25 protein-coding genes and 2 tRNA genes are annotated in these 22559 nt (G+C 63.8%); 8 read left to right on the forward strand and 19 right to left on the reverse strand.

Annotated elements, in window-relative coordinates; translation table 11 throughout:
• Positions 1-47 precede the first annotated feature (47 nt).
• Positions 48-1130, forward strand: coding sequence for a magnesium/cobalt transporter CorA (gene corA / locus F600_RS0103900; protein ID WP_018159281.1), 1083 nt, complete (start codon positions 48-50; stop codon positions 1128-1130).
• Here corA and F600_RS0103905 read toward each other — a convergent pair whose 3' ends face one another.
• Complete coding sequence (locus tag F600_RS0103905) at positions 1131-1760, reverse strand: response regulator transcription factor (RefSeq protein WP_026306140.1); 630 nt, start codon at positions 1758-1760, stop codon at positions 1131-1133.
• The gene (locus F600_RS26865; RefSeq protein ID WP_162141384.1) at positions 1757-3451 is read right to left on the reverse strand and encodes a sensor histidine kinase; all 1695 of its coding nucleotides are present in this window, start codon (positions 3449-3451) and stop codon (positions 1757-1759) included. The genes F600_RS0103905 and F600_RS26865 overlap by 4 nt, the downstream gene beginning before the upstream one ends.
• A 233-nt stretch (positions 3452-3684) precedes the next feature.
• Between F600_RS26865 and F600_RS0103915 the strand changes: the two genes are divergently transcribed.
• A complete protein-coding gene (locus F600_RS0103915) occupies positions 3685-4074 on the forward strand; it encodes a hypothetical protein (RefSeq protein ID WP_156024401.1) in 390 nt (129 codons plus the stop codon).
• Positions 4075-4095: 21 nt separating this feature from the next.
• On the opposite strand, the gene F600_RS0103920 is transcribed toward F600_RS0103915, so the two are convergent.
• Positions 4096-5160, reverse strand: a complete 1065-nt coding sequence (locus tag F600_RS0103920; protein ID WP_018159285.1) for a class I SAM-dependent methyltransferase — start codon at positions 5158-5160, stop codon at positions 4096-4098.
• 270 nt (positions 5161-5430) lie between these two features.
• Between F600_RS0103920 and F600_RS26870 the strand changes: the two genes are divergently transcribed.
• A complete protein-coding gene (locus F600_RS26870; RefSeq protein ID WP_040630390.1) occupies positions 5431-6594 on the forward strand; it encodes an RNA polymerase sigma factor in 1164 nt (387 codons plus the stop codon).
• A 3-nt stretch (positions 6595-6597) separates the two neighbouring features.
• Here F600_RS26870 and F600_RS0103930 read toward each other — a convergent pair whose 3' ends face one another.
• From F600_RS0103930 to F600_RS0103945, 4 genes are all read right to left on the reverse strand, one after another.
• Positions 6598-7287: a lysophospholipid acyltransferase family protein gene (locus F600_RS0103930; RefSeq protein ID WP_018159286.1), complete on the reverse strand. Its 690-nt coding sequence runs from the start codon at positions 7285-7287 to the stop codon at positions 6598-6600.
• A gap of 265 nt (positions 7288-7552) precedes the next feature.
• On the reverse strand, positions 7553-8263 hold the full coding sequence (locus F600_RS0103935; protein ID WP_018159287.1) for a PIG-L deacetylase family protein: 711 nt from the start codon (positions 8261-8263) through the stop codon (positions 7553-7555).
• Positions 8260-8628 (reverse strand): PNPOx family protein, encoded by a 369-nt coding sequence (locus F600_RS0103940; RefSeq protein ID WP_040630393.1) that lies wholly within the window; start codon positions 8626-8628, stop codon positions 8260-8262. Before F600_RS0103940 ends, F600_RS0103935 begins: the two co-directional genes overlap by 4 nt.
• Positions 8629-8689: 61 nt before the next feature.
• The gene (locus F600_RS0103945; RefSeq protein ID WP_018159289.1) at positions 8690-9343 is read right to left on the reverse strand and encodes a DJ-1/PfpI family protein; all 654 of its coding nucleotides are present in this window, start codon (positions 9341-9343) and stop codon (positions 8690-8692) included.
• Positions 9344-9427: 84 nt separating this feature from the next.
• On the opposite strand from F600_RS0103945, the gene F600_RS30090 reads away from it, so the two are divergent.
• Together F600_RS30090 and F600_RS0103955 are read left to right on the forward strand one after the other, a co-directional pair.
• The gene (locus F600_RS30090) at positions 9428-10195 is read left to right on the forward strand and encodes a zinc metalloprotease (protein WP_018159290.1); all 768 of its coding nucleotides are present in this window, start codon (positions 9428-9430) and stop codon (positions 10193-10195) included.
• Positions 10192-10755: a hypothetical protein gene (locus F600_RS0103955; RefSeq protein ID WP_018159291.1), complete on the forward strand. Its 564-nt coding sequence runs from the start codon at positions 10192-10194 to the stop codon at positions 10753-10755. Before F600_RS30090 ends, F600_RS0103955 begins: the two co-directional genes overlap by 4 nt.
• Before the next feature lie 59 nt (positions 10756-10814).
• Here F600_RS0103955 and F600_RS0103960 read toward each other — a convergent pair whose 3' ends face one another.
• The 4 genes from F600_RS0103960 to F600_RS0103975 form a co-directional block, all read right to left on the reverse strand.
• A complete protein-coding gene (locus F600_RS0103960) occupies positions 10815-11222 on the reverse strand; it encodes a styrene oxide isomerase (RefSeq protein ID WP_018159292.1) in 408 nt (135 codons plus the stop codon).
• Between the two features lie 78 nt (positions 11223-11300).
• Positions 11301-11373, reverse strand: a tRNA-Arg gene (locus F600_RS0103965).
• A gap of 17 nt (positions 11374-11390) precedes the next feature.
• A tRNA-Ser gene (locus F600_RS0103970) sits at positions 11391-11482 on the reverse strand.
• A 96-nt stretch (positions 11483-11578) separates the two neighbouring features.
• Positions 11579-12211, reverse strand: coding sequence for a dienelactone hydrolase family protein (locus tag F600_RS0103975; RefSeq protein WP_018159293.1), 633 nt, complete (start codon positions 12209-12211; stop codon positions 11579-11581).
• Between the two features lie 55 nt (positions 12212-12266).
• On the opposite strand from F600_RS0103975, the gene hisC reads away from it, so the two are divergent.
• A complete protein-coding gene (gene hisC / locus F600_RS0103980; protein WP_026306142.1) occupies positions 12267-13331 on the forward strand; it encodes a histidinol-phosphate transaminase in 1065 nt (354 codons plus the stop codon).
• On the opposite strand, the gene F600_RS0103985 is transcribed toward hisC, so the two are convergent.
• Together F600_RS0103985 and F600_RS0103990 are read right to left on the reverse strand one after the other, a co-directional pair.
• Positions 13312-14109, reverse strand: a complete 798-nt coding sequence (locus F600_RS0103985) for a crotonase/enoyl-CoA hydratase family protein (RefSeq protein WP_018159295.1) — start codon at positions 14107-14109, stop codon at positions 13312-13314. The genes hisC and F600_RS0103985 overlap by 20 nt on opposite strands.
• Before the next feature lie 49 nt (positions 14110-14158).
• A complete protein-coding gene (locus F600_RS0103990; RefSeq protein WP_018159296.1) occupies positions 14159-14902 on the reverse strand; it encodes a dienelactone hydrolase family protein in 744 nt (247 codons plus the stop codon).
• 124 nt (positions 14903-15026) lie between these two features.
• On the opposite strand from F600_RS0103990, the gene F600_RS0103995 reads away from it, so the two are divergent.
• Positions 15027-15413: a hypothetical protein gene (locus tag F600_RS0103995; protein ID WP_018159297.1), complete on the forward strand. Its 387-nt coding sequence runs from the start codon at positions 15027-15029 to the stop codon at positions 15411-15413.
• A 60-nt stretch (positions 15414-15473) separates the two neighbouring features.
• On the opposite strand, the gene F600_RS0104000 is transcribed toward F600_RS0103995, so the two are convergent.
• A complete protein-coding gene (locus F600_RS0104000) occupies positions 15474-17480 on the reverse strand; it encodes a hypothetical protein (RefSeq protein WP_018159298.1) in 2007 nt (668 codons plus the stop codon).
• Positions 17477-17698: a hypothetical protein gene (locus F600_RS0104005; protein ID WP_018159299.1), complete on the reverse strand. Its 222-nt coding sequence runs from the start codon at positions 17696-17698 to the stop codon at positions 17477-17479. Before F600_RS0104005 ends, F600_RS0104000 begins: the two co-directional genes overlap by 4 nt.
• Before the next feature lie 102 nt (positions 17699-17800).
• Between F600_RS0104005 and F600_RS0104010 the strand changes: the two genes are divergently transcribed.
• On the forward strand, positions 17801-18253 hold the full coding sequence (locus F600_RS0104010; protein ID WP_026306143.1) for a PaaI family thioesterase: 453 nt from the start codon (positions 17801-17803) through the stop codon (positions 18251-18253).
• Here the strand turns inward: F600_RS0104010 and F600_RS30095 are convergent, their stop codons facing one another.
• The 4 genes from F600_RS30095 to F600_RS0104030 form a co-directional block, all read right to left on the reverse strand.
• Complete coding sequence (locus F600_RS30095; protein ID WP_018159301.1) at positions 18254-18844, reverse strand: hypothetical protein; 591 nt, start codon at positions 18842-18844, stop codon at positions 18254-18256.
• 10 nt (positions 18845-18854) lie between these two features.
• Positions 18855-21152, reverse strand: a complete 2298-nt coding sequence (locus tag F600_RS31030; RefSeq protein WP_156024402.1) for a diiron oxygenase — start codon at positions 21150-21152, stop codon at positions 18855-18857.
• A 184-nt stretch (positions 21153-21336) separates the two neighbouring features.
• The gene (locus F600_RS26895) at positions 21337-21801 is read right to left on the reverse strand and encodes a nitroreductase/quinone reductase family protein (RefSeq protein ID WP_018159303.1); all 465 of its coding nucleotides are present in this window, start codon (positions 21799-21801) and stop codon (positions 21337-21339) included.
• The gene (locus F600_RS0104030; RefSeq protein ID WP_018159304.1) at positions 21798-22550 is read right to left on the reverse strand and encodes a DUF429 domain-containing protein; all 753 of its coding nucleotides are present in this window, start codon (positions 22548-22550) and stop codon (positions 21798-21800) included. The genes F600_RS26895 and F600_RS0104030 overlap by 4 nt, the downstream gene beginning before the upstream one ends.
• Between the last annotated feature and the right edge of the window lie 9 nt (positions 22551-22559).

The following is a 22559-nucleotide window of genomic DNA, read 5'->3' on the forward strand; positions in this document are numbered from 1 at the left end:
CTCGCAACGGAATGCGACTGTCGGAGGTCGGCCGTAGCATCAGACCTATGCAACCCGGCCCCGGCGAACCTGGTGCGAGCCAGCCGAAGCCCTCGCCGTTGGCGGACACGCGCCGCTTCGCCGCATACGAACGCAAGTCCGTGATCGACTGTGCGGTCTACGTCGACGGCTGTCGCCAGCCCGGTAACCCGGCGTTCGATGAAGCGCTCGCCGAAGTTCGCGAGAATGGTCAGGGATTCTGCTGGCTCGGCCTGTACGAGCCCAACGCCCGGCTAATGACGAGCGTCGCGAAGACGTTCGGGTTGCACGAGCTGGCCGTGGAAGACGCCGTCCACGCACGTCAGCGACCGAAACTCGAACGCTACGACGACCAGCTCGTGATGGTCCTCCGGACCGTTGCGTACGTCGCCGCCAACGACCTCAGCGCGAGCAGCGAGATCGTCGAAACCGGCGAGATCATGATCTTCGTCGGACCGGACTTCGTCATCACCGTCCGGCACGGTGCACACGGCACGCTGCGCGGGGTTCGTCGTGCTTTGGAAGCCCGGCCGACACGCCTGGCACAGGGCCCTGGGGCGGTGCTCCACGCCATCACCGACCACGTCGTCGACGACTATCTCTCTGTCATCCGCCGCGTCGAAGCGGATGTGGACCACATGGAGGAGCTCGTCTTCACCCCGGGCAACCAGAGCATCATCGCCTCCGTTTACCTGCTCAAACGCGAGATCGTCGAGATGCGACGCGCGGTTCATCCGCTCGGAAGCCCGCTGCACACCTTGGTGACGAACACGGACCTCGGGATTCCGAAGGAAATCCGACGCTACTTTCGAGATGTCGCAGACCACCACACGCAGGTGACCGAGCGCATCGCGGAATTCGACGGCGCCTTAACTGCCCTCATCAACGCCGCCCTGGCCAAAGTCACCAATCAACAGAACGATGACATGCGCCGGATCTCGGCGTGGGTCGCGATCATCGTCGCGCCGACGCTCATCGCCGGCATCTACGGCATGAATTTCGACCACATGCCCGAACTCCACTGGCGGTACGGCTACGAACTCGCGCTCGGTCTCATGGCCTTCATCGGGATCGGGCTGTACCTCGGGTTCAAGCGCAAAGACTGGATCTGACTAGGGTGGGCCGAGCCCCGACCGACGTGCCAGCGCGATCGCCTCATCCCGGGAGTCGACGCCCAGCCTGCTGACCATCGTCGAGATCCGATTGCGGATCGTCTTTGGCGCCAGAAAGAGCCGCGCGGCGACCTGCCCCGTCGTCAGCCCTTGGGCCAACAGCTCGAGAATCTCCATCTCACGCGCATCCAACGCCCCAAGTACGTCGAGACGAGGTGCTGACGCGGCCGCGGCAACCACCGCGCGACTGGCACCCGGACCGAGCACCATCGAACCCCGTGCGACCGAATGAATCGCGGCGAGAAGGTCTTCGGGATCGGAGTCCTTGAGAACGTATCCGTCGAGTCCGGCTCCGAGACTTCGAACAACGGCACTGTCGTCGGCGTGCATGGTCAGAATGAGCACTCGGAGTCCTGGATTCGCTCTCTGCAGCTCGACGCCGAGAGAAATGCCGTCGCCATCGGGCAACTGGAGATCGACGACGGCGACGTCAGCAAGGGCGCCGATAGATCGCGCTTCGGTCGCCGTTCTCGCTGTCCCGACAACAGCGAAGGCGGGATCCGACTCCACGAGGGCAACCAAACCGGAGAGGACGATCGGATGGTCGTCGACAAGGATCACTCGAGTCACGAACGCTCCCGCAGCGGCACTGTCAGCCAAAGCGTTGTGCCCTCGTCGCTCGATTCGACGACGAGTCGGCCACCGAGTTCCTCCGCCCGCTTCTGCAGTGACGTGAGCCCGATGCCGGGCGCTATCGGTCCACCGATCCCGTCGTCGACGACCGTGACGCTGACGTCGGCCCGAGAAGCCTCTACTCGAATCGAAACTGATTGCGCTCGAGCATGTCTCATTGCGTTCGTGATCCCTTCCGCCGCCGTCCGATAGATCGCGACCGCTGCGTCGGCCGGAACCGGCACGTCAAGAGACACGTCGAGCGACACGGCCGGATCTGCGCCATCAAAGGACCCCACGAGCCGATGCAGGGCCGCCTCGAGGTTGCCATCATGCAGGGCTGACGGGGTCAGCCCCGACACAATGCGCCGCAGATCCCCACGACACTCCGAGAGATCCGCCGCCAAGGTTCGCAACCACTCTGCCGGATCCGAACGCAACCGTGCCTGCACTTTCATACTCATCCCCGCCAAGACGGGCCCGACGCCATCGTGGAGATCTCCGAGAATCCGCGCTCGCTCCGCTTCGCGTTGCCGGACCGCATCTCGCCTCGCATGATCGGCTTCAACGGCCAGCCCGACTGCCTTCGCGACGAGGGCAACGGTCGGAATCAGCTGGTCGACGGTTCGAATCTGACGGAACTCTGGCCCCTCCGGGTGGACCGGAACGAGCACCAGGTCACCAACGTGATCGCCACCGACCACGAGGTGATGGACGACGGTGCCGGAGGGGACCTCGTCCCCTTCTTCCAGAACGATCCGTACATCACGATGCCCGCTGGCGGTCGCGACCATCGTGGCGGCTTTACCGAGGAGCAACCGTGGATCCGGGTGGCGATGCAGGTCGGCGGTAATGGCCGCGACGTCGTCGGGGGTCAGGGTGCCCCGCCCATACCGTCTCTCCAAGAACACTTTTCGTGCCGCCAATAGCGCCGGAAGCGACAGCGCTGCGGCCGAAACTGCCGCGAACATGACGGGCACTTCACTGTGTCGCATGCCTGCATTGTCGGCGAGGAGCCGAGCCAGCACTCCGACGCCGGCACCGATGACCAGCGGAATAACACCGGCTGCAACGTCGACCAACGGCTCATCGATCGGACGGAGCTGATCGGCCATCCCGAGAACCGCGATGACTCCCGAAAGAACCCACAGTCCGAACATCGTCGCGTCTGCGGCAAGGGCTGCGTCACCGACCATCCAGACAACGACGAGAACGGCGACGAATGCGCTATCCCAGACCACGAGCCAGGTAAGTCGGCGAACGGACAAGCGATCCGGCGCGTATCCCACGGCCCAACCGATGGCCGCAAGGACTGCGACGATGATCGCAATTCCGAGTGTGCGCCAAGTGGTCTCCAGCTGCGCCCACGAGGGTAGTTCTCCGTGTCCGATCGCTGTTCCGAAGAAGACGACAACCGGCACCAGCGGAACCATCGCGAGCGTCCAGCCGAGCCGAGTCCGTGGATCGCGATCGAGCAACAACGCCGCGGGGACCGCGAATCCGAACCACCCCGAGCCGAAGAGCGATGCCGTCGTAAGGCCGTTTCCGCTGGCCGATTGAATGAAGATGAACATGCCAGGGGTCGCAATCAACGCCGCAATGATGACTCCAGGAGAGATCGCGACGGGCCGGGGCTCGATGTGAGGCACAAACAACATCAGATGCGATTCGGGGCGTATGCGCCAGTGCTCCCCACGTGTGCGGGACAGTGCGGGACGGGACGGGACGCCACGGGTCTCGTTGACGGGACACCCGCTATCTCACGATGTGACGAGAAGCAATCACCGCCGAAGGAGCACACAATGTCTGCCGCCACCCGTAGCCGCCAGCTGCCCGCACCGATTCTGGTTTGGGAGCGTACTTCCTGAGCACCGCTGTCAGCGTGCTGATCTTCGTTGCGATCATCCTGATCACGAACGTCGACCCTCACAAACCCGAGGGTCCCATCGAATCGATCACCGGGATCGCCATGTTCGGCTCCTTGGCGCTGATCGTCGCGCTGGCCATCGGTTTCGCACTGCGCGGGCCGCGCTCGAACATTGCCGCGATCGTGCTGGGCGCTCTGGCCGTCATCACGCTCCCGTTCTTCTGGTCGGGCGCACCGGCCACCTTCGGTGCAGCCGCAGCCTGGCGAGCCGGCTTCGTCCAAGGCGGTGAGCCTCAGACCGGCGCTGCGCGCGGTTTCGGCATCGTCGGGATCGTCGTAGCCGTGCTGGTGATCGTCGGCGGATGGGCTGGGTTCGGGGCCTCGATCATCAGCGGAAACTACTGAGCGGATTGCTGGCCGATCGAGTCACGGAATCAGGCGGTAGAACCGCCAGAAATCGTGCTCGATCGGCAAGATGTCAACCTGCGAGAACCCGGCTTCCTGCGCATATTTTCGCACTGTGCTCGGCCGGATGACCGTGCCCGTCGCCGCGGTGCCGGGCTCCCCCATCGCCGCCGCCAGACAGTGCAATGCACTCCATCCGTAGTTGAAGCGCTCGAGCTCATCGCCCGGCGCCGCGAACTTCTCGGCGACCTTCTCATCACCGACCAGGACCGCTCCCCCGTCGGTCAGCATTTCGCGGGCCGCGCTCAGTGCAGCAACCGGATGTGCCATGTCGTGCAGCGTCTCGAAGAAGGTCACCACGTCATACCGGCCGGCGAAGGACGGACCGGCCGCATCTCGACAGATGAATGTCACCCGATCTGCGAGATCGGGTTCGGCTGCGAGCGCTGCCGCGGCTTCGGCAATCGACGCTTCGTCGAGGTCAAGGCCGTCGACATGCGCTTGCGGATATCCGCGGGCGAGGGACAACGTCGAACAACCGGTCCCGCACCCGAGGTCAGCCGCCCACCCACCGTTGCGCAGGCGCTCGTCGATGTCGGGCATCGCCGGAATCCATTCCGACACCAGGTGATTGACGAACATCGGCCGGTTCAGCCGGGCGATGCCGACGCGGACGTCCGCGCCATAGTCGGCGTAGGGCACCGCTGCGCCCGTCCGAAATGCCTCCACGACCTTCGGCAGCGCCGCCGCGACCCCGGCGATCAACTGCGCACCGGCCGCCATCTGAAAGTCGCTGTCCGGGTTGCACAGCACCTCCTCCGCTTCTGCAGACAGGGCGTAGCGCCGATCGTCCGAAACGTCGATGACCCCGGAAACCGCTTGTTGCTCAAGCCATTCCCGCGCGTACCGGGGGTTGATGTTCGCGGCCGCAGCGAACTCGTCGGCGGTCACTTCGCCACTCGCTGCCAGCGTCGAATACAGCCCAAGGCGGTCTCCGACGTACACGTGGAAGATCTCGAGGGCGCCCAGCATCGACGTGAAGATCTGCTCGGCGAGTGCGGCCCTGCGGTCGGTCGTGGTGGTCATCGGGGATGTCCTTTCGCGTGCTCTATCGCGATTGTCGCGGTCCGCCACAGAATCCGACAGAGGGAACAAAGCGGACATCCCCGAATCGCCGGGATTCTTGGGAAAAGTTGTTTGGCGCGGCCCACGGGTGTGCGCCCGGCCAAGTCGCTCAGTCGCTCACTGTCGCTCGTACTGGTGGCTGCCGAGGCTTGCGGCCCCGACAACAAGATCGCCTGCCCCGGTGTTCCCTCGCGGACAGGTAGCGTTTGGAGTGACTGGAGGTCTTGAAGCATGGTTGGGCGAACTGCGACCGACGCGGAGCTCTGCTCTCGAATTCTCGAGGGCGACAAGGCAGCTTTCGCGACGGTTTATGACCGCTACGCCGACCCTCTTTATGACTACGCATATTCGGTGCTTCGTGATCACCGCGAGGCAGCGGATGCCATCCAAGAGACGTTCCTCGTCGTCGCCAACCGCTTGAATCAACTCGACGACCCGGATTGCCTCCGCCCGTGGCTCTACGCCATCACGCGAAACTGTGCACTGCACACGATCCGGGAGCATGAACGGGAAGTTCCCGACGAGGTGGAACGGGAAGCCGAGCTCAACGAGTTGCGGGACCTCGTGTGGGCCGCAGCGGCAGAACTGAGCGAGAACGAGCAATCGCTCCTCAACCTGCACCTCCGCCACGGCCTCACAGACACCGAACTCGGTGCCGCGCTGGGCATCTCGTCGATTCAGGCGAACGTGACGGTGTCCCGCCTCCGGGATGAGGTCGAGAAGTCGATCGGCGCCCTGCTTGTCACGCGCCAGGCCCGAAAGGACTGCGATGGACTCCGGCAGCTGCTCGGCGACCGGAAGCGCGTGGTCCGACATGTCGAAGCATGTCCGACATGTTCGGACCGACGCAAGGCTCTCGTCTCACCGCTGGTTCTGCTCGGTTCTATTCCGTTCTTCGTGGCTCCGCCGTCGTTGCGGGATCGGGTGCTGAGCAACGTCCAATTGGTCGCGCTCTCCACTCCGATCCCTGTCTATCGGCGCCCGAAGATCGTCGCGTCTGCGGCGTTGATCGTCATCGTTTCGATCATCCTGGCGATCCTGCTGTGGCCGCGTCCGAAGGCCGAGCCGCGCCCAGTCTCGCTCGCCGACGTGACGCCGCCCGAGATCTTCAATCAGTACGCCTCGGCCACCGCGATTTTCGAGGACGGTTGCCAACCCCAGCAGGTCATCGTCAAGGCTGACGTCACCGACAACGACAGGCTCGAAACCGTCGAGATCCACTGGGACGGACCGGCTTCAGCTCCCATGGAGTACCAGGACGGCGACTGGTCGGCGACCCTCGGCCCGTTCGAGAGTGCACAACTCATTCACTGGCAGATCGTCGCGACCGATGTCGCGGGCAACGTCCGGTTCGGCGATGACCAGGTGCTGCGGGTCGAGGCGTGCACCGGCTAGCGCCTACTCGCCTTTACCGGCCTTCGGCGGCAGTCCCGCGGCAATGCGCTCCCGGTACTTCTTTGCGGTCTTCTTCCGCCCCGGAACCACATACGGTGCACGACGCCGGATCTCCTCGGTCACCCGCGTAGCGAATTCGGCTGGCGTCTCGTCGGGTCGCTTCTGCCCGCCCTCCGGCTCGAAGAAATCGATCCGAATCTTCGGTCGCTTCGGAAAGCGCACGATGTCGACGCTGCCCGTGATCGCACCGAGGACGACACGACACTCCGGCACCGCCTCGGCCAGTCGACCGGCACCACTACGCGGACGCAGGTAGGCGCCGCGGGAGATCGTGCCTTCCGGGAAGATGCCGATGCACGATCCGTCCGCAAGTTCCCGGATCGCGACGGCGAGCGCCTCAGCATCGCCCGCGCCCCGCTTCACCGGGATCTGCGCCATGCCGGTGACGACTTTCGCGACGAGCTTGTTCTTCCAGAGCGAGTCCTTGGCGAGGGCGCGGATCTGTCGGTGTTCCCTGCCGGCCACACCGAAAATCACCGGGTCCCAATAGCTGTCGTGGTTCCCGATGGCCAGCACCGGATCCGGGCCGTCGAGCAGTTCGAGGCCCGTGGTCTCGAGCCGGCCCCACGTCTTGACGATGGGTGCGGCGAAGGCCATGACGCGGCGGTAGGCCGGGGTGAGTGTCGTAGACATGCTGACCAATCTAGTTGCAGCGAACGTGTCAGCCCCCAGTCCTACCGTCGAAGAGTGGATCTGACGAAGACACCTGCTGGTTGGATCGAACCCGCCCCGGAACGTTGTCCGAATGGTCACCAATTGGTCGGCCAGGCGTTGGTCGGTTGGCAGTGGTGTCTGTGCGGCGGTCATCGCACATTCTTCTGCCGAACGTGCGAAACGATGAGCTATCTACCGCCCTGGACCGACCAGTGCCATTCCGCGAACTTCGACGGGAGGTGAGTCAGGCCCGTACGTACGCCTCGATGGCGTTCGAACGTTGGTAGTCGTCCATGCCCATCAGCGCGATCGCCGGCGAGACCTGCGAGTACATCGAGGCCAACGCCGCGATCTTCTGATCGAGAACCTCACCCGACAGCTTGACGCACAGATCGACCTCGGCCTCGGGGACCCCGATCGGCCGCTCGTCGGTCATGAACACGCCCCACTCTTCATACCGCTGCTGCCACACCGCGTAGTGCTCACTCGTCCCCACACAGTGCAGAAGTCGAGCCGTCGGCCGGTACGTGTGCACGGCTTCGGTAACCCACTTCGACACTGTCTGATGGTCGGGGTGGTACGTCATGCCATCGGGACCGAACGTCAGGACCGTGTCCGGTCGGACATCCTCGAGGAGGGCACGAAGCTTGCCGATCGGTTCGGACGGGTCAAGGGCGGCAAGCCCGCCGTCTGGATAGCCGAGAAAGCGATGCTCCGCGACACCGAGGACAGCCATCGCGGCCGCGGCCTCCCACCGTCGTAGCCGACCCAAACGATCGGGAGGCCAGACGTCGGGATCCGGCGTGCCGAGCTCACCCGCAGTCGCGCTGACGCACACCACCCGCTGACCGTTCCGCCGCGCGAGGGCCATGATGCCGCCGGACAGATACGTCTCGTCGTCGGGGTGAGCCCACACCGACAGAATCGTGCCGAGTTCGGCGACTTGGGTACTCATGACGGAATCCGAAGCTGCAGGTAATAGCCTGATCCGACCTTCTTGAGGACCCGGCGTGCAACCGGCGAAGCCCAGCTGACCTCGGGGTCGTGAATGACTTCGGGCCGGTCGAGCGTGATCGTCTGGCCGCGGTCCACGAGCGAACATCCTCCCTGAGCCACGACGTTTCGCACCCAGTCGACGCCCGGACCGTAGTCGAGCGAGATCCGGTAGCCGCCGTCAAAGCGGTGCAGGTTCACCGGGGTGCGAAATTCCTTGCCGGACTTGCGGCCGCGATGGATCACCGCACCCATCCACGGTGCACGTCCAGCGAGACGGCCGTACGTCTTGTTGAGGGCAACTCTGTTTACCCTCGCCAGCCACATGGGAAGCACAGAGACAGGATCGCACCCGATGTACTCCCGTGCGCGCTAACGGATCAGAGGGCTATGTCGGCATCCAGGCGGGTGTTCGCTCCGCGAGCTCTTCGGTGAGCGCCTTGGTCTCCGCGGACGCCTTACTCATGTGCCCACTGTCGAATGGCGGATGCGGGTCGTACTCGATGACGAGCTGAATCGCTTCGGCGTGGGCACGGTCTTCGAGTTCGGCGGCCAGCCACAGTGCAAAGTCCAATCCCGCCGACACTCCTGCCGCGGTGACGATCTTTCCGGACCGCACGATTCGCTGGTCGGCCTGCGGAATTGCACCCAGTTCCGCGAGAACCGAAAGGGCTTCCCAATGGCTCGTCGCAGGTACGCCGTCCAGAATTCCGGCGGTCGCGAGGACCACGGACCCGCTGCACACCGAGGTCGTCCACGTGCTCGTCTCGTTGACCTTGCGCAGCCAATCGAGCAGTTTGTCGTCCCGGGCAGCCGTCATCCGCACCACGGGTGATCCACCAATGAGCACGATGTCCGGCGCTGGCGTCTCGTCGAACGTATGCGTCGCACTCAGCTCCAGAATCCCGCTGTCGGTCATGACCGGACCTGGCTCGTGCCATACGAATCGGATGTTCACGTCCTTCACCAGACGGAGAACTTCGTACGGTCCGACGACGTCGAGAGCAGTCATGCCTGGGTAGAGCACGATCGCGATTTGCATACCTTCATCGTGCCGAACTATCCGCTTCGTCCCAATAGCTCGCTAGCATTTGATTTGGCGCCCAATGGAATTTGAGGAGTCGCCATGGCGAGGGTTTCCGGCAGTCGAATCGGGGCCTGGTGGCTGCTCGCCGCGACCCCGGTAATCCTCATCCTCACGCATTACGCCGCGGTCCTCCCGCACGAGTTCGGGCACTCGTTCATGGCGTGGGCCTTGGGCCTCAAGCCCGATCCGCTGAACATTCACTGGGGCGGCAGCAGCATCGCGAACGTCCTCCTGCTGATCAATATCGACGAGCATGTCGACTACTCGGCCGCGTTCGACGCGGGAAAGAACTGGCAGGTCGCGGCCGTCGCCTTCGCCGGTCCCGGACTCGCCAACGGCGGGATGCTGCTCCTGTCCCGATGGGGGCTGACGAGGCGCTGGCTCCGGTCTCATTCCATCGCGGGTTATGTGCTGTTCTGGTTCTACTTCTTCAACGTGGTGAACCTGTACTGCTACATCCCGCTGCGGGTTTTCACGACAGGTGATGTCCACAACTTCATTCGGGGCACGGGGATTTCGCCCTGGGCGGTCTACATCGTCGGCACCTACGTGGTGGCGTGGGCAATGGTCGATCTGTACCGCAACGCTCTGCCTTGGGTGCTGGCTACCTGCGGATTCCGGAAGGCACCCCAACGGGCCATCATGCTCGTCCTTGTCACCCTGATCGCATTCGTTTACTACGACGTACCGGCACTTATGAAGGACGACGTGGCGACGACGCTGCTGGCCCGTACCTCGTTGGCGCTCGTACCCGTCGTATTGCTGTTCAACTGGAGACAGATCGTGGGATCGAGGAGCCGACATTGACAGACCTGGCGAACGACCGACTCGAACTCCTCGCCCGTTTCCGAACCATGTACGAGCAGTGCCATTTCGACCTCGACCTCTTCGACGTCGACGGCGGACATCTCCAGACCACCCTTTCCGATGACGCGAAGATGCCGCTGCGCTTCTTCGTCGAGTACAACAACGTCTGGTGGTTCGCCATCATCACGGGCGTCACCGTGCCGTCCATCGGATACGACGCCGAAACCGACACCGGCTCAATCGTTCTCGATATCCACTACGAGGGCGATCTGCTCCGGGCGATGCAGCACGTGCACTTCGGCGACGGCGTGATCGACAAGATCCGAACGTACGCGTCGTCGAGTTTCTTCGCCGGACACAGCCCCCTCGTGCGGCTCGATGCGCGCGGAAATTCGATCTGGTTAGAGACGGGATACGACCTCGAGTCGTCGAGGCGGACTGCGGAGATCTTCCTGGAGACGCCGCTGGGGAAGTACTTCGCGGAGCTGCCGGCGACGGCTGCCGCGGTCGAGCGGATCAAGGTGAATCTCGCTGATCTTCGGGAGCGTTCAGCCCGCTGATCCTGATACTTGGGCGGGGCCTGGACCCCGTTTATGTATCAGGATTCCGCGGCAAGGGCTTACCGCCAGACAAGCCCCACGAACATGATCGCGACCGCGATCATGTCGGTGATCCCCACCAGGATGAGCATCGTGGTGACGATTCCCTCGTGAACGGGCTTGCCGGTCCGTCCACCGGAGCCGATCGGCGAGATCTTGCCGGTTCCCCAAATCGCCGCGAGGAGGGTCGCGCCCCAGTTCGCCCAGGTGCCGTAGAGAAGGCACCAGAAAGCGATCTGAAGCCACACATCGGACAGATCGATCCGATCCCAGATCAGGCCGGCGAGGATGAGGAACATCCCGTTGCTGGTGCCCTCGAGGTGGCTCGTGAGACCCATGCGGGGGATGGCGAGCTTGGGGATGACGAGGCCGCTGACCAGGCCTGCGAAGAACAGGGCGAGGCCAGAAGCGAGGAGAGCATCGACCATGGCGTCACGATAACTGCGGGCCCGGGCAAATATCAGAAAAAGGCCCCGCTACCGAACTGGTAACGAGGCCTTTTGAAGTGCGCCCGAAGAGATTCGAACTCCTAACCTTCTGATCCGTAGTCAGATGCTCTATCCGTTGAGCTACGGGCGCGTGTGTATTCAGTTATGTGGCGGAGGCGAGAGGATTTGAACCTCCGGTTCCCTTTGGGGGGAACAACTCATTAGCAGTGAGCCCCATTCGGCCGCTCTGGCACGCCTCCTCGCACTCGACCTTACGGTCTAGTGCGTGGTGGTCCTCGTTGAACCGCCGGACTGGAACGTTACATGGTCCCGCAGCGGCAACGCAAAACGCCTGGTCAGCGTAGGTAACTGTCGAACCAGTCGAGAATTCGGTTCTGCGACTCGATCAACGCATCGGCCGAAGCAACGACATTCGACGCCACTCCCGAACGCCCGGCGGCCTCACGCAGGAGACTGAGATGTTCAGCCGGGATATCGGGATCGTCGGTGGCGTACAGCCCGAGCCACGGCACTCGGATATTGGCGGCCGCGTCGACGAGCGTCGGCGCATCCTCCGCAACCGGTGTCAGGATTCCGCGTGCGGCAATGCTGATCGCGGCCCCCAGGGGGCGGTTCGTCGCCACGACCAGCGCCGCAACTCCGGCGTCATTGAATCCCAGAACGCCGACCGTGTCTTCGAACACTCCCCGACCGACGAGCCAGTCGTGGCAGGCATCGAAATCGGCGAACAGGTCCGCACCGAAAACCTCACCGTCTGTCTTGCCGCGATGAAACAGGTTCGGCGACACTACGATCCAGCCTTCGCCCGCGAGCAACGCCATGACCTCGAGAAGGCCCGCAGGCAGGGTGTTGGCTTCGTGCAGCAAAATGATGCCACCGCGTGGCGGCCGATCCGGCTCAATGGCCGTCAGCGGCACAGAACCCGCGGCATCTCGCAGCGGCGCCTCGTCTTCGTAAAAGCCGGGCATATTTCCAAGGGTAGGACGCTGTGAGTCGTTCGCCCAGGACTGATTTACTACCACCATGACTGTGCGCCTCCGCGGAGATCTGAGCTCATTGCCTAGCTATATCCCGGGCGTCAGCAGGCCAAACGCAATCAAGCTCGCGAGTAACGAATCCACCGCTTCGTCGCATTCGAAAGTGGTCGACGCGATCACTCAAGCGGCACAGGGCATCAACCGCTACCCGGACAACGGGGCAGCCGCGCTGACCGATGCGCTCGCGGATTTCCTCGGGGTCGACCCGGCGAACCTCGTGACCGGCTGCGGCAGCGTGGCGTTGTGCCAGGAACTGATCCAGATCACGTGCGAGTCACCCGAAGACGAAGTCGTGTTCGCGTGGCGATCCTTCGAGGCCTATCCGATCGTCACTAAGGTCGCCGGCGCGACTGGAGTTCCGGTTCCGCTCCGGCCGGATCACAGTCACGACCTCGGTGCCATGCTCGCCGCGATCAACGACCGCACGCGATTGATTCTGGTCTGCAACCCGAACAACCCGACCGGCACCGTCGTCACGACGGAGGATCTGACCCACTTCCTCGACGCCGTTCCGTCGGACATCCTCGTCGTGCTCGACGAGGCCTATGCCGAATACGTTCGCGACCCCGACAGCCCGAACGGGATCGAACTGTTCCGCACGCGACCGAATGTGCTTGTCCTGCGCACGTTCTCGAAGGCTTACGGCCTCGCCGGAATTCGCGTCGGCTACGGCATCGGCGCACCGGAGATCGTCGATGCACTACGGAAGGTCCACCTCCCGTTCAGCGTCAACGCCATCGCCCAAGCCGCGGCTCTTGCCGCGCTCGAAGTTCGCGACGAACTTCTCGAGCGCACGAATGACGTTGTCGCCGAACGCGAACGCGTGAGCGCCGCACTCACCGATATGGGCTACCCGGTGGCGGCGACCCAGGCGAACTTCGTGTACCTGCCGCTCGGCGAAGCATCCGTCGACTTCGCGCGCCGGAGCGCGGAAGCCGGCGTCATCATCCGGCCCTACGGGACAGACGGCGTGCGGATTACCATCGGCGACCCGCACGAGAACGACGCTTTCCTGTCGTTTGCGACAACCGTCAGCCGAGAGTTCGCTTGACCCACTTCGGGAGTTCCTTCTTCGCCCCGGCGGACCGCGCGATGCGGTGGTTCTTGCCGGTGAGAAGTCGGGCCTGAAGAACACTCTCGGTCCAGAAAGCTGACCGCGGGGACTCGGTCCACGTCTCGTGGAACAGCTTCTTCGTCGCGGCAAGGGCGTCCGGCGAACGCTGGATGAGTTCCTTCGCGAGCGCTTCCGCCGCCGCCATCGGGTCCTCGGACACCTCAGTGGCCAGACCGTATTCCTTGGCCTTCGCGCCGTTGAAGATCTCCGCGGTCATCGTGAGGCGCTTGGCGAGATCCATCGGCAGGAGTTCGCGGAGGGTTACCGAACCGGTCATGTCCGGGATGAGGCCCCAGCGGCCTTCCATCACCGAGTAGTTGCAATCCGGGGTGGTGAACCGGAAGTCGGCCGCGAGGGCGAGCTGAAGACCGCCGCCGTAGCAGTGACCGTGCGTCACGGCGATGACCGGAACCGGCAGCTCGCGCCACTCCCAGCAGCACTTCTGGAACAGGTTCGTCGACTGGACCGGGAGCTTCGCGAAGCTCGTCAGGACCTTTTTCGTGTCCTTGAAGGACGCGAAATCGATGCCCGCACAGAACGCCTTTCCTGCGCCCTTGAGGATGACAACCCGAATCGACTTGTCCGCCGCGATCTTTGCTGGAACCGAAGCCATCGCTTCGATCATCGGGAAGTCGAGCGAGTTCAGCTTGTCCGGGCGGTTGAGGGTCGCGTAGGCGATGCCGTCAACAACTTCTACGGTGATGCGTTCGGTCACCCGGCGAGCCTAACCCGTGGCATTCCTATGCAACAAGTGGCATATGCGCTTACCGCAATCGGCGGTGGAAAAGATCCGTCGCAAGGCCGAACACCTGGCGCGCCAACTCAGCGTCGTAGCGGGCGCCTTCGTCGCGGACAAACGCGTGCTGACCATTCACTTCGTGCCAGCTGTATTCGACGCCGGCGTCGTCGAGCGCGGCGTGAATGAGTTCACGGCCTTCGCGCGGAATGTGCGGATCCTGACGTCCCCACACCGCCAGCAGTTCGCCGGAAATGTCTCCGAACCGAGTGATGGTGTCGTCGTTCGTGCCCTTGCCCAACGTGCGCGAATGAACATCGGTCGCGTAGAAGCAGACCGTGGCCTTCACATCCGGCTGGAAAGCCGTGCGCCATGCGAGGTGACCGCCGATGCAGATACCCATGGCACCGAGGGCGCCGTTGCAGGCGGGGTGCGCCGCCAGCAGGTCGAGCGCGGCGCGAGCGTCGGCGTCGTACGACGACAATTCCTTGGTGATCTTGTGGTCATTTCCGCGGTCGGCACCAGCCTGGTCGTACTCGAGGACGACCCCATGCTCGCCCTCGAGTTCGTGGAAGATCTCCGGCACCGCGACCACGTAGCCGTGCCCCGCGAGGTACTGCGCGACGCGACGAATCGGGCCCGTGACCTGGAAGATCTCCGAATAGAAGACGATTCCCGGATAGGTGCCTTCCGCCAGCGGGCGCAGCACATAAGTCCGCATCGGACCGGTCGGCGTGGCTACGTCAACGTACTGTTCCGGGGCGAGAATCATGAGCCGAACCCTATCGCTGGAGACCCTCCTAACTCGTGCAACCCAGGATCCCCAAAAGCACAATCTCGCAACAATTGTCTCGATAGACTTGCGCCATTCCCCCGCCAGGACCTCGAGGTAACCAATGATCAAGCGACCATTCGCGAAAATCCCAGTAGCCCTTGCGGTCGCCGCTGCGGGTCTCACCATCGCCGCACCGGCGTCGTTTGCTGCCGGCCCGAACGACGGTCCGCCGCCCGGCGGCATCCTCGGTCAGATCTTCGGGTTCCTGCTGTTCCCGCCGCCGCCGCAGGTCGAAAGCCCCCACCTGTTCCCGCCGGTTCCGGTCGAGGCAATCCCCTACGTCGACGTTCCGGACAGCTGGTTCGGCACGGCCAACAACATCGGCCAGCAGTCGAACGACTTCATCCTCAACAACCAACAGCCGATCGAGCAGGGTGCGGGCGCTGTCGGGGGCGCAATCTGCACGATCACGCCGATCCTCGGCGCTCCGTGCTCGCCCATCCCGTAAGCCGGTTCCGTACGAGGACGAACTACTGAATGATCCGCCGGGCGCCAATGCACCGGCGGATCATTCGTTTGCGTCCGGCTTGTCCGTCGGCTTGACGATGTCGTTGATCGCCTTGCCCGCCGCCCGTGCGCGGCCGATCAACGACGCGGCGATTCCCGATGCGACATCTGCCGCCGACGTCACCGCATCCGTGACGTTTCCCGACTGAAGATGCCCGGCCAGAATTTTGAGCGAGTTCGCGTTGTCCTCGACGAGACCCATCGAGATCTCGACCGCGCTGCCGGCCACCCCCCGAATCACTTCGGAGGTCACGATCGCCGCGTCATCGAGCGCCGCGGCCACCGCCGGATCGTGTGCGAATGTCGAGAGAACCTCACGCGCAAACCAGAACCGCTCCGCGAACTCCTCGTTCTCCGCGGCGCGCGCAGCCGCGCTCTGCAGGAGTCTCAGCGGGATACGGAACTCGACGGGAACGCCCTCACGGCGAGCGCGGTCGTGTATTCCGCTGACGATCGCGAAGCTGGCGGACCAGGCGTTCGTCAACTCTCCCGCCTTGAGCACCGACGGCAGCAGGCTCTCGAGCGGGAGGAACGCCGCCTTGTGAGACAGCTTCTCCAGCAACGGAAGTGGCACATCCGCGGCCACCCGCAACAGCTGGTTCCAAACGGCCTGCTGCTCTTCCGGCTCGAGCGCCGCACCGAGGAGGTCGTCGTCCGAGGCGCTCTCGGTGATGATCGAAATCGCTTTCTCCCGGGCCGCGATCGGCATGCCCGCCATGATTTCGAACAGTTCCGGAAGTGTGCCCTGCTCGCTGGCCTGAACCAGGGCGGTCCGCATCGCCTTCGGTGAATACTCGGCGACGATCGCGGACATGTCCACGATCGTCTCCGGCGGAAGCATCGGCACCACAGCGAGGAGGTCCGGCAAGCGGCCAGCGACGAACGATTCCTCGAAGGCGATCTCGAGCTTCTCCGCATCAAGTTCAGCCACCGCATCGGCGAAGGTCTGCCGGACGTCCTCCCCCGCGCGACGGAACAGCACGAGCGTCTCCGGGAACGCCTTCTCCACGAGGGAATCCGACACGATCTTGCCGATGACGCGGTGGTCCTGAAGTCGCGGCGCGGCAGCCAGCGCGGTCAGCGCCCGCTCGGACAGGCGGGGCAGGATCGGCAGGAGTGCGGCCACCATGTCCTCGCGGATCGCCGCGTCCATGAGCGCCGCGATGACCTCTTGCTTACGGAACGCGCGGGCCTGCGCGAATCGGTGCAGGTTGCCCGGGTTCACTTCGAGCAGAGCCGGCAGAAGCAGGCCGAGGTGGTTGCTTCGGTAGACCGCCTCGATGAAGCCATCCAGCACCGCATCCGATTGCTGCGCAACGATATTCGTCATACGGATGCGTGGTTTCGCGCCGATCGCGGCGTACATCTCGACCGCGACGTCGAGCAGATCTGCCTCGCGGGCGGTCTGCAGAATTCGGCCCAGCCGCGAATCCGACAGCAGGCTGAATATCGTCTCGAACGGTTTCGTACCCTCGGCGACCTCGAGCACGCGGAGAACCGAACGATCGTCGAAGTCCGGCAGGACGCCCTTGAGCGCCCCTGGCGTCAGATACTGGAGGATCTGGCCGACGGTGATGTACTCGCCACGCTCGAGCAGGATCGGCATGAAACGCCGCGTCGTCTCCACGGGCGTTTTCGCGATGAGGTTGGCCGCACGTCGCGCGTCGACGTAGGTGTAGGCCTCGGCGAGGAACGCCGGCGGCAGCTTCGGAATGAGCTTGAGAGCCTTTTCCGAGTCAACGACGCCCGACAGCGCCGCGGCCATCCGCGGATCGATGTGCTTCGGTGCGAGTTTGAGGATCACCGGATTCGGCACGAACTTCGTCGCCTCGGCAAGCCTGTTGAGTCGATCCTCCGCGGCCTCGAAGAACTGATCCATCACCAGATGGCGGAACTTGCGCAGGTCAGCCCAGCCGATGGGTTCCAGAAAGCGCAGCGCGTTGACGTCCTCGCCGAGTACCCGTGCGAGCTTGAGCAACTCGGACTGGGTATCGGTCGCCTCGCTCACTTCGTGCCCCCGAGGATTCCCCGTACCGGGCCTCGCAGCATCAACGGCAGGCGCGCGACCGCACGTTCGGTGCTGGCGTCGAGTTCATCGAGGTGCGCTTGTTTCGCATGACTGAGAGTCGTTGCGAGCCAACGCAACTTCTCCTCACTCAGCGCACGGAAGCCAGATGGCATCGGTCCGCCGAGTTCGTGTGCGACTTCCGAAGCCGCATCGGTCATGTCAAATCTCCCCACGCCTGGTCATTCGACCAAACTCGTATCGATTTCCTGCTCCGTTGCAGGTGGGCCCACTGGCGCCGACCGTTGTGGTTGGCTGGGGCCATGACGGGAATCAGTCTCCAAGACCACCTGTTTCCGACCATGAACTGCTTCGGCTGCGGCCCCGCGAATCCCCGTGGCTTACAGCTTAAGAGTTACCCCACAGAAGGATTCACATACGCCCTGTTTTCGCCGTGGCGCGAGCACGACAACGGGATGGGCTTTCTCAACGGTGGCATCATCTCGACGATCCTGGACTGCCACAGCGGAGCGACCGTTCTCTACGAAGCAGACCGGCAGGGCTGGCATGCGCCCGAAGGAGCGCCGCTCGCGTTCGTGACCGCAGGACTCGATGTTCGATTCCTGCGGCCGAGCCCGCTGAACTCGCCAGTGGAACTGCGCGGATACATCACCAGCGCAAGCGAATCCGAAATCGTGTGTGAGGCCGAGCTGGTGCACGACGGAAAGACCCGGGCAGCCGCGACCGCGTTGTGGAAGCGATGGCGGGCCCGGTAGCTATCTGACGCCCTCGAAGAACACCCGGTCTTCATCACCGAAACCGAGATCGATCAGGACGCTGCCCCCGACCGTGCTGTCGATCGGGACGGACCAGCAGACGTTTCCCTCGACCGTCGAATTCGGGAATTGTTCGCCCTTGTCGGTGAGGCTGTCCGGGATGACCCCGCAGTAGTCCTCCATCGAATTACCGAACGTCACGCGATTCGAACCGAGATAGCTGTCGCTCAGGTCGACCCAGGCCTCGCCGGATTTCTTTCCGAGGTATTCCGCCCGAATCCGGGCCATGACAAACTGCCGGCCCGCCGCGGGCGGATCGTTGAACTCGTTCTCCGCTTTGATGACGTCCCAGGCATCGGGATCGATCGACACCACGGTCACGTTCCACTCGTCGCCCACGGCATGCGCCGTCCCGATCGGAACCGGATGGTCGCGCGTTCCCAGGGCGGCATCGGCGGAACGGGTGGTCACCGAGATCGACGGCTTCTGTAGCCCGGACTTCGGAGCCACACCGCTTCCCGTGATCGTGTTGGCGCCACACCCCGCCAGCACCAGCAATCCCGCCGCCAAGAGAACCGCGCGGAGCTTCATGGCCGACGTGTCAGACGTCGAAGTCGAGCTCCACTTCCGAACTCGCACACTTGGATTGGCACGTCAGGATGATTCCGTCGGAGACCTCGTCGTCGGTCAGCGAGTGGTTCTCGACCATCGGAGTGGTCTCGCCGGAGACCTTCTTCGCCCGGCACATTCCGCACACTGCCTCGCGGCACGACCACGGGATGTCCTGGCCCGTGCGAAGCGCGGCGTCGAGAAGCAGTTCGTTCTCTTCGACCGCGATCGTCTCCTCGGACCCTTCGAAGCTGAACTTCAGCGTGGCAGTGCCAACGCCGACCACTTCGGCCGCCGCAGCCGCCGCCGGTGCCGGCTTGACGCCGATCGTGTTGAACAGCTCGATGTGAACCTTTTGCTTCTCCACGCCGAGGTCGGCGAGCGCCGCCTGAATACCCTCGGTCATGGGGCCGGGGCCACACATGAACCAGTTGCCGACGTCACCCTTGGTCGCCAGATCCGACAGTTTCTCGGCGTCGATTCGACCGACGGCGAATCCTGGTCCGGAATCGCCGCCCTGCTCGAGGACGTGAATGACCTTCAGACGGTCGGGATACCGGAACTGGTAGTCCGTGATCTCGCCGAAGAACATGATCGACTCTGGGTCGCGGTTGGCATAGACCAGCGTGAACCTGCTGTTCGGCTCCTCTTCGAGAACACTCGTCATGATCGAGAGGATCGGGGTGATACCGCTACCGCCGGCGATTCCGCAGTAGTGGATGAAGTTGTCCGCCGACAGCTCCGTGAAGAAGCGTCCGGCAGGTGGCACGACGTCGACCGCGTCGCCAACCTGGAGTTCGTCGACGACGTAGCTCGAGAACACACCTCCCGGCACTTTCTTGACGCCGATCCGCAGCTCCTGCTTGCCTACCGACGAGCAGATCGAGTAGTTGCGACGAACCTTTTCATCGTTGAGGAGCGCCTCGATGGTGACGTGCTGACCCTGCTTGTAGCGATACAGCTCAGCAACTTCCTCGGGAACCCCGAAGGTGACCGCGACGGAGTCCTCGGTAAGTGGTTCGATGTCGATGACCGCCAACCGGTGCACACTCTTGGAGGTCTGTGGCTTCTTGCGGGGGCGCTTTGCCGGGGCGAGCGGGTCGCCCAAGAGTCCCCAGGGCAGGAATCCGGTGGCCTTGCGGATGGCCTGCACGGGCGTGAAGTCCGCGATCGCCCGGATCGGGTTTCCGAAGCCCATGTGGTGGGTGTCGAAGTCGGCCGGCTTGGGCTGCTTGCCGGGTCCCTTACCGATGCCGGCGAGAGTGCCGCTGACGAGCCGGTTCAGGCCCGGAATCTGGGTCAACACGGACTGCGCGGCATGCATCGCGGCCGACGTGCCCAGGTCCACACCCTTGCCGAGAATGCCGCGTTCGACGTCAGCGTCCGTAATCAGGTGACACGCGCGCCACAGGCCGGCCGCCGGGCCGCCGATGAGATCGTTCTCCGCGAGGAACTCGACGACGCCCTTGCCCCAGTCCGCGCGAGCCTGGTGCATGTGCGGGTTATTGCGCACCTGACGAAGGGCTTCCTTCTGGTCGAGTCCGACCGCCGGGTAAACACCGGGGCTGATGAGCGACTCGACGATCGCGAAACCGACGACAGCGCAAATGGTCTGCTGGGCGAGCTTGTCCGCCGGGTCTAAACCGGCACGCACCATGTCCGCGATCTCTTCGCGAGCGAAACGCATGTGCCGCGCTTCTTCGGTGACGTGGATTTGATTGACGCGGCGAACGAGCGGCTCGACGCTTTCGTCGATCATTCCCTCGCGCTGCGCTTCATCGAGAATTTCTTCAGCCACCAGAATTCCGGCGTAGGCCATTGGTCCCCAGGCAATGGTCTTGAAGATCCGGCCCAGTTCGTTGAACATCTTCGAATGCCGGTGCGGCGGCATGCCGGTCTTCTCGAGGGCCTTGCCGAACATGATCGAGTGGTGGCACTCGTCGGCGATCTCGGTGAGTGCCCAGTGGACGTGCGCGGTCCGCGGGTCCATGTCGTAGATCGTTCGCAGAATCATCTGCATGAGGATCATCTCGAACCAGATGCCGGAACTGGCGATACTGCCGGCCTCGTGGCGAGTGAGCAGAATTCGCTGCTCCTGAGACATCGACTCCCACATCTCGGTGCCGTAGAGCGTGGACCGGTGCAGAGGGAGGAACGGCTTGTCGGTACTGATCGGCTGGTCCCAGTCGATGTCCGTCCACGGGTCGTAGGACTGCTTCAACGACGACTTGATCAGTCGCGACGAGATCTTCTCGGAAGCTTCGAACCGTTCGTCCATAACGCCAGTCACGGGTTCTCCCAACACGTTTCAGTGCGACGCAGCACGGCCTAGATGTGATCTAACTCACTGTTTCGGAGACTACACCTGAGAATGGGCGTGTCACGGCGGTTCGCGTACGGGAAATGACGCCGCCTCGCATTTCGACATTTGCTACGTGAATGTCGAATTCGGTGGGCGCGCAGCAGAAATCGAATTAGCGACGCTCTAGAACCGCGACCGGAATTTCGCGAGTTGACCGCTCCTGGTACGTGGCGAAGGACGGATAGGTCGCATTGACGAGGCGCCAGCACTCGGCACGCTCGGGGCCTTCGACGACGCGGAACGTCACCGGCCAGGTCTCGCCCGCCACTTTGACGGTCGCTTCACCGGCCGCGCGCAGATTGCGGAACCAGTTGGGCTCCGCCTCGTTTCCGGCGTTCGATCCGGCGACCACGATGTCGTCGCCGCGCTTGGTGAGGATCAACATGACGGTCCGGAGTTCGCCCGTCTTTCGACCACGGACGGTCATCTCGAACACCGGCGCGCCGAAGTACCGGTCGAAGAGCCTGCCGACTGGAGTTCCGTGCACCTTGACGTGCAGCCTCGCGAAGGCCCGTGCCACGGGGTCGAGACGAGTCGAGGCGAAGTTGTTGAACACACCTTGCAGGTCGAACTTCATGGTTGGAAGGTACCGGTCAGGAGTGCGTCGAGAGTGCCAGTCGGAACGTGAATCCACCCTTCCCGAGCGGCAAGACGCTCATTGTCGGCCGTCGGCATCGCGGTTCGGCCCAGCGCGACGGCCCGGGCGATGAGTGCGGACACGACTGCGTCAAAGGCGTCGTCATTCGAAGCGAAGAGGGGCCGGAACTCGCCGAGCGCCAACCATGGGGCGGCACCCTCGATCGCAGAGACAAGTGCGTCGAATCCGACGGAGCCACTCCCTTTGTAGCCCTTCGATGCCATGTGCCACGTTCGCAGGGCAGCCGCGGGATAGACCTCGCAGACCGCGCCGCGGACCCGGTCGACGTCGACGCCTATTGCACGGAACTCAGCCAACAGTCCGGCACAGCGCAGGGCCACATGCGCGATGCGGTCGGCCGAGACACTGAGCGGAACGGCACCCGTGGTGGCCTGGACAACGACGTCCGTGTGCCGCTTCGTCATCGGTCGGCGGTCGTCACGCGTGGCCAGTTTGGTGGCCGGCGCCTGGTGATCATGGTGAGCGGCCACGAATTTCACGAAGGCGTCAGGCCAACCAAACGGCGCGTCGATCCCGACACGTTCGGCCCCGGACGCCATTCGAAGAATCTGTTCGTCGCCGGCGCCGATCGTCAGCGACATGACCGTCGCCCCGCCCGCCGCCCAATCGAGAACGGCGACCGCGGTCTTCGCAGGTTCAGCGGCCAGGTCGACGCCAACGGTTCGCACACTCGGACG

Source organism: Smaragdicoccus niigatensis DSM 44881 = NBRC 103563, assembly GCF_000380645.1.
GTDB lineage: Bacteria > Actinomycetota > Actinomycetes > Mycobacteriales > Mycobacteriaceae > Smaragdicoccus > Smaragdicoccus niigatensis.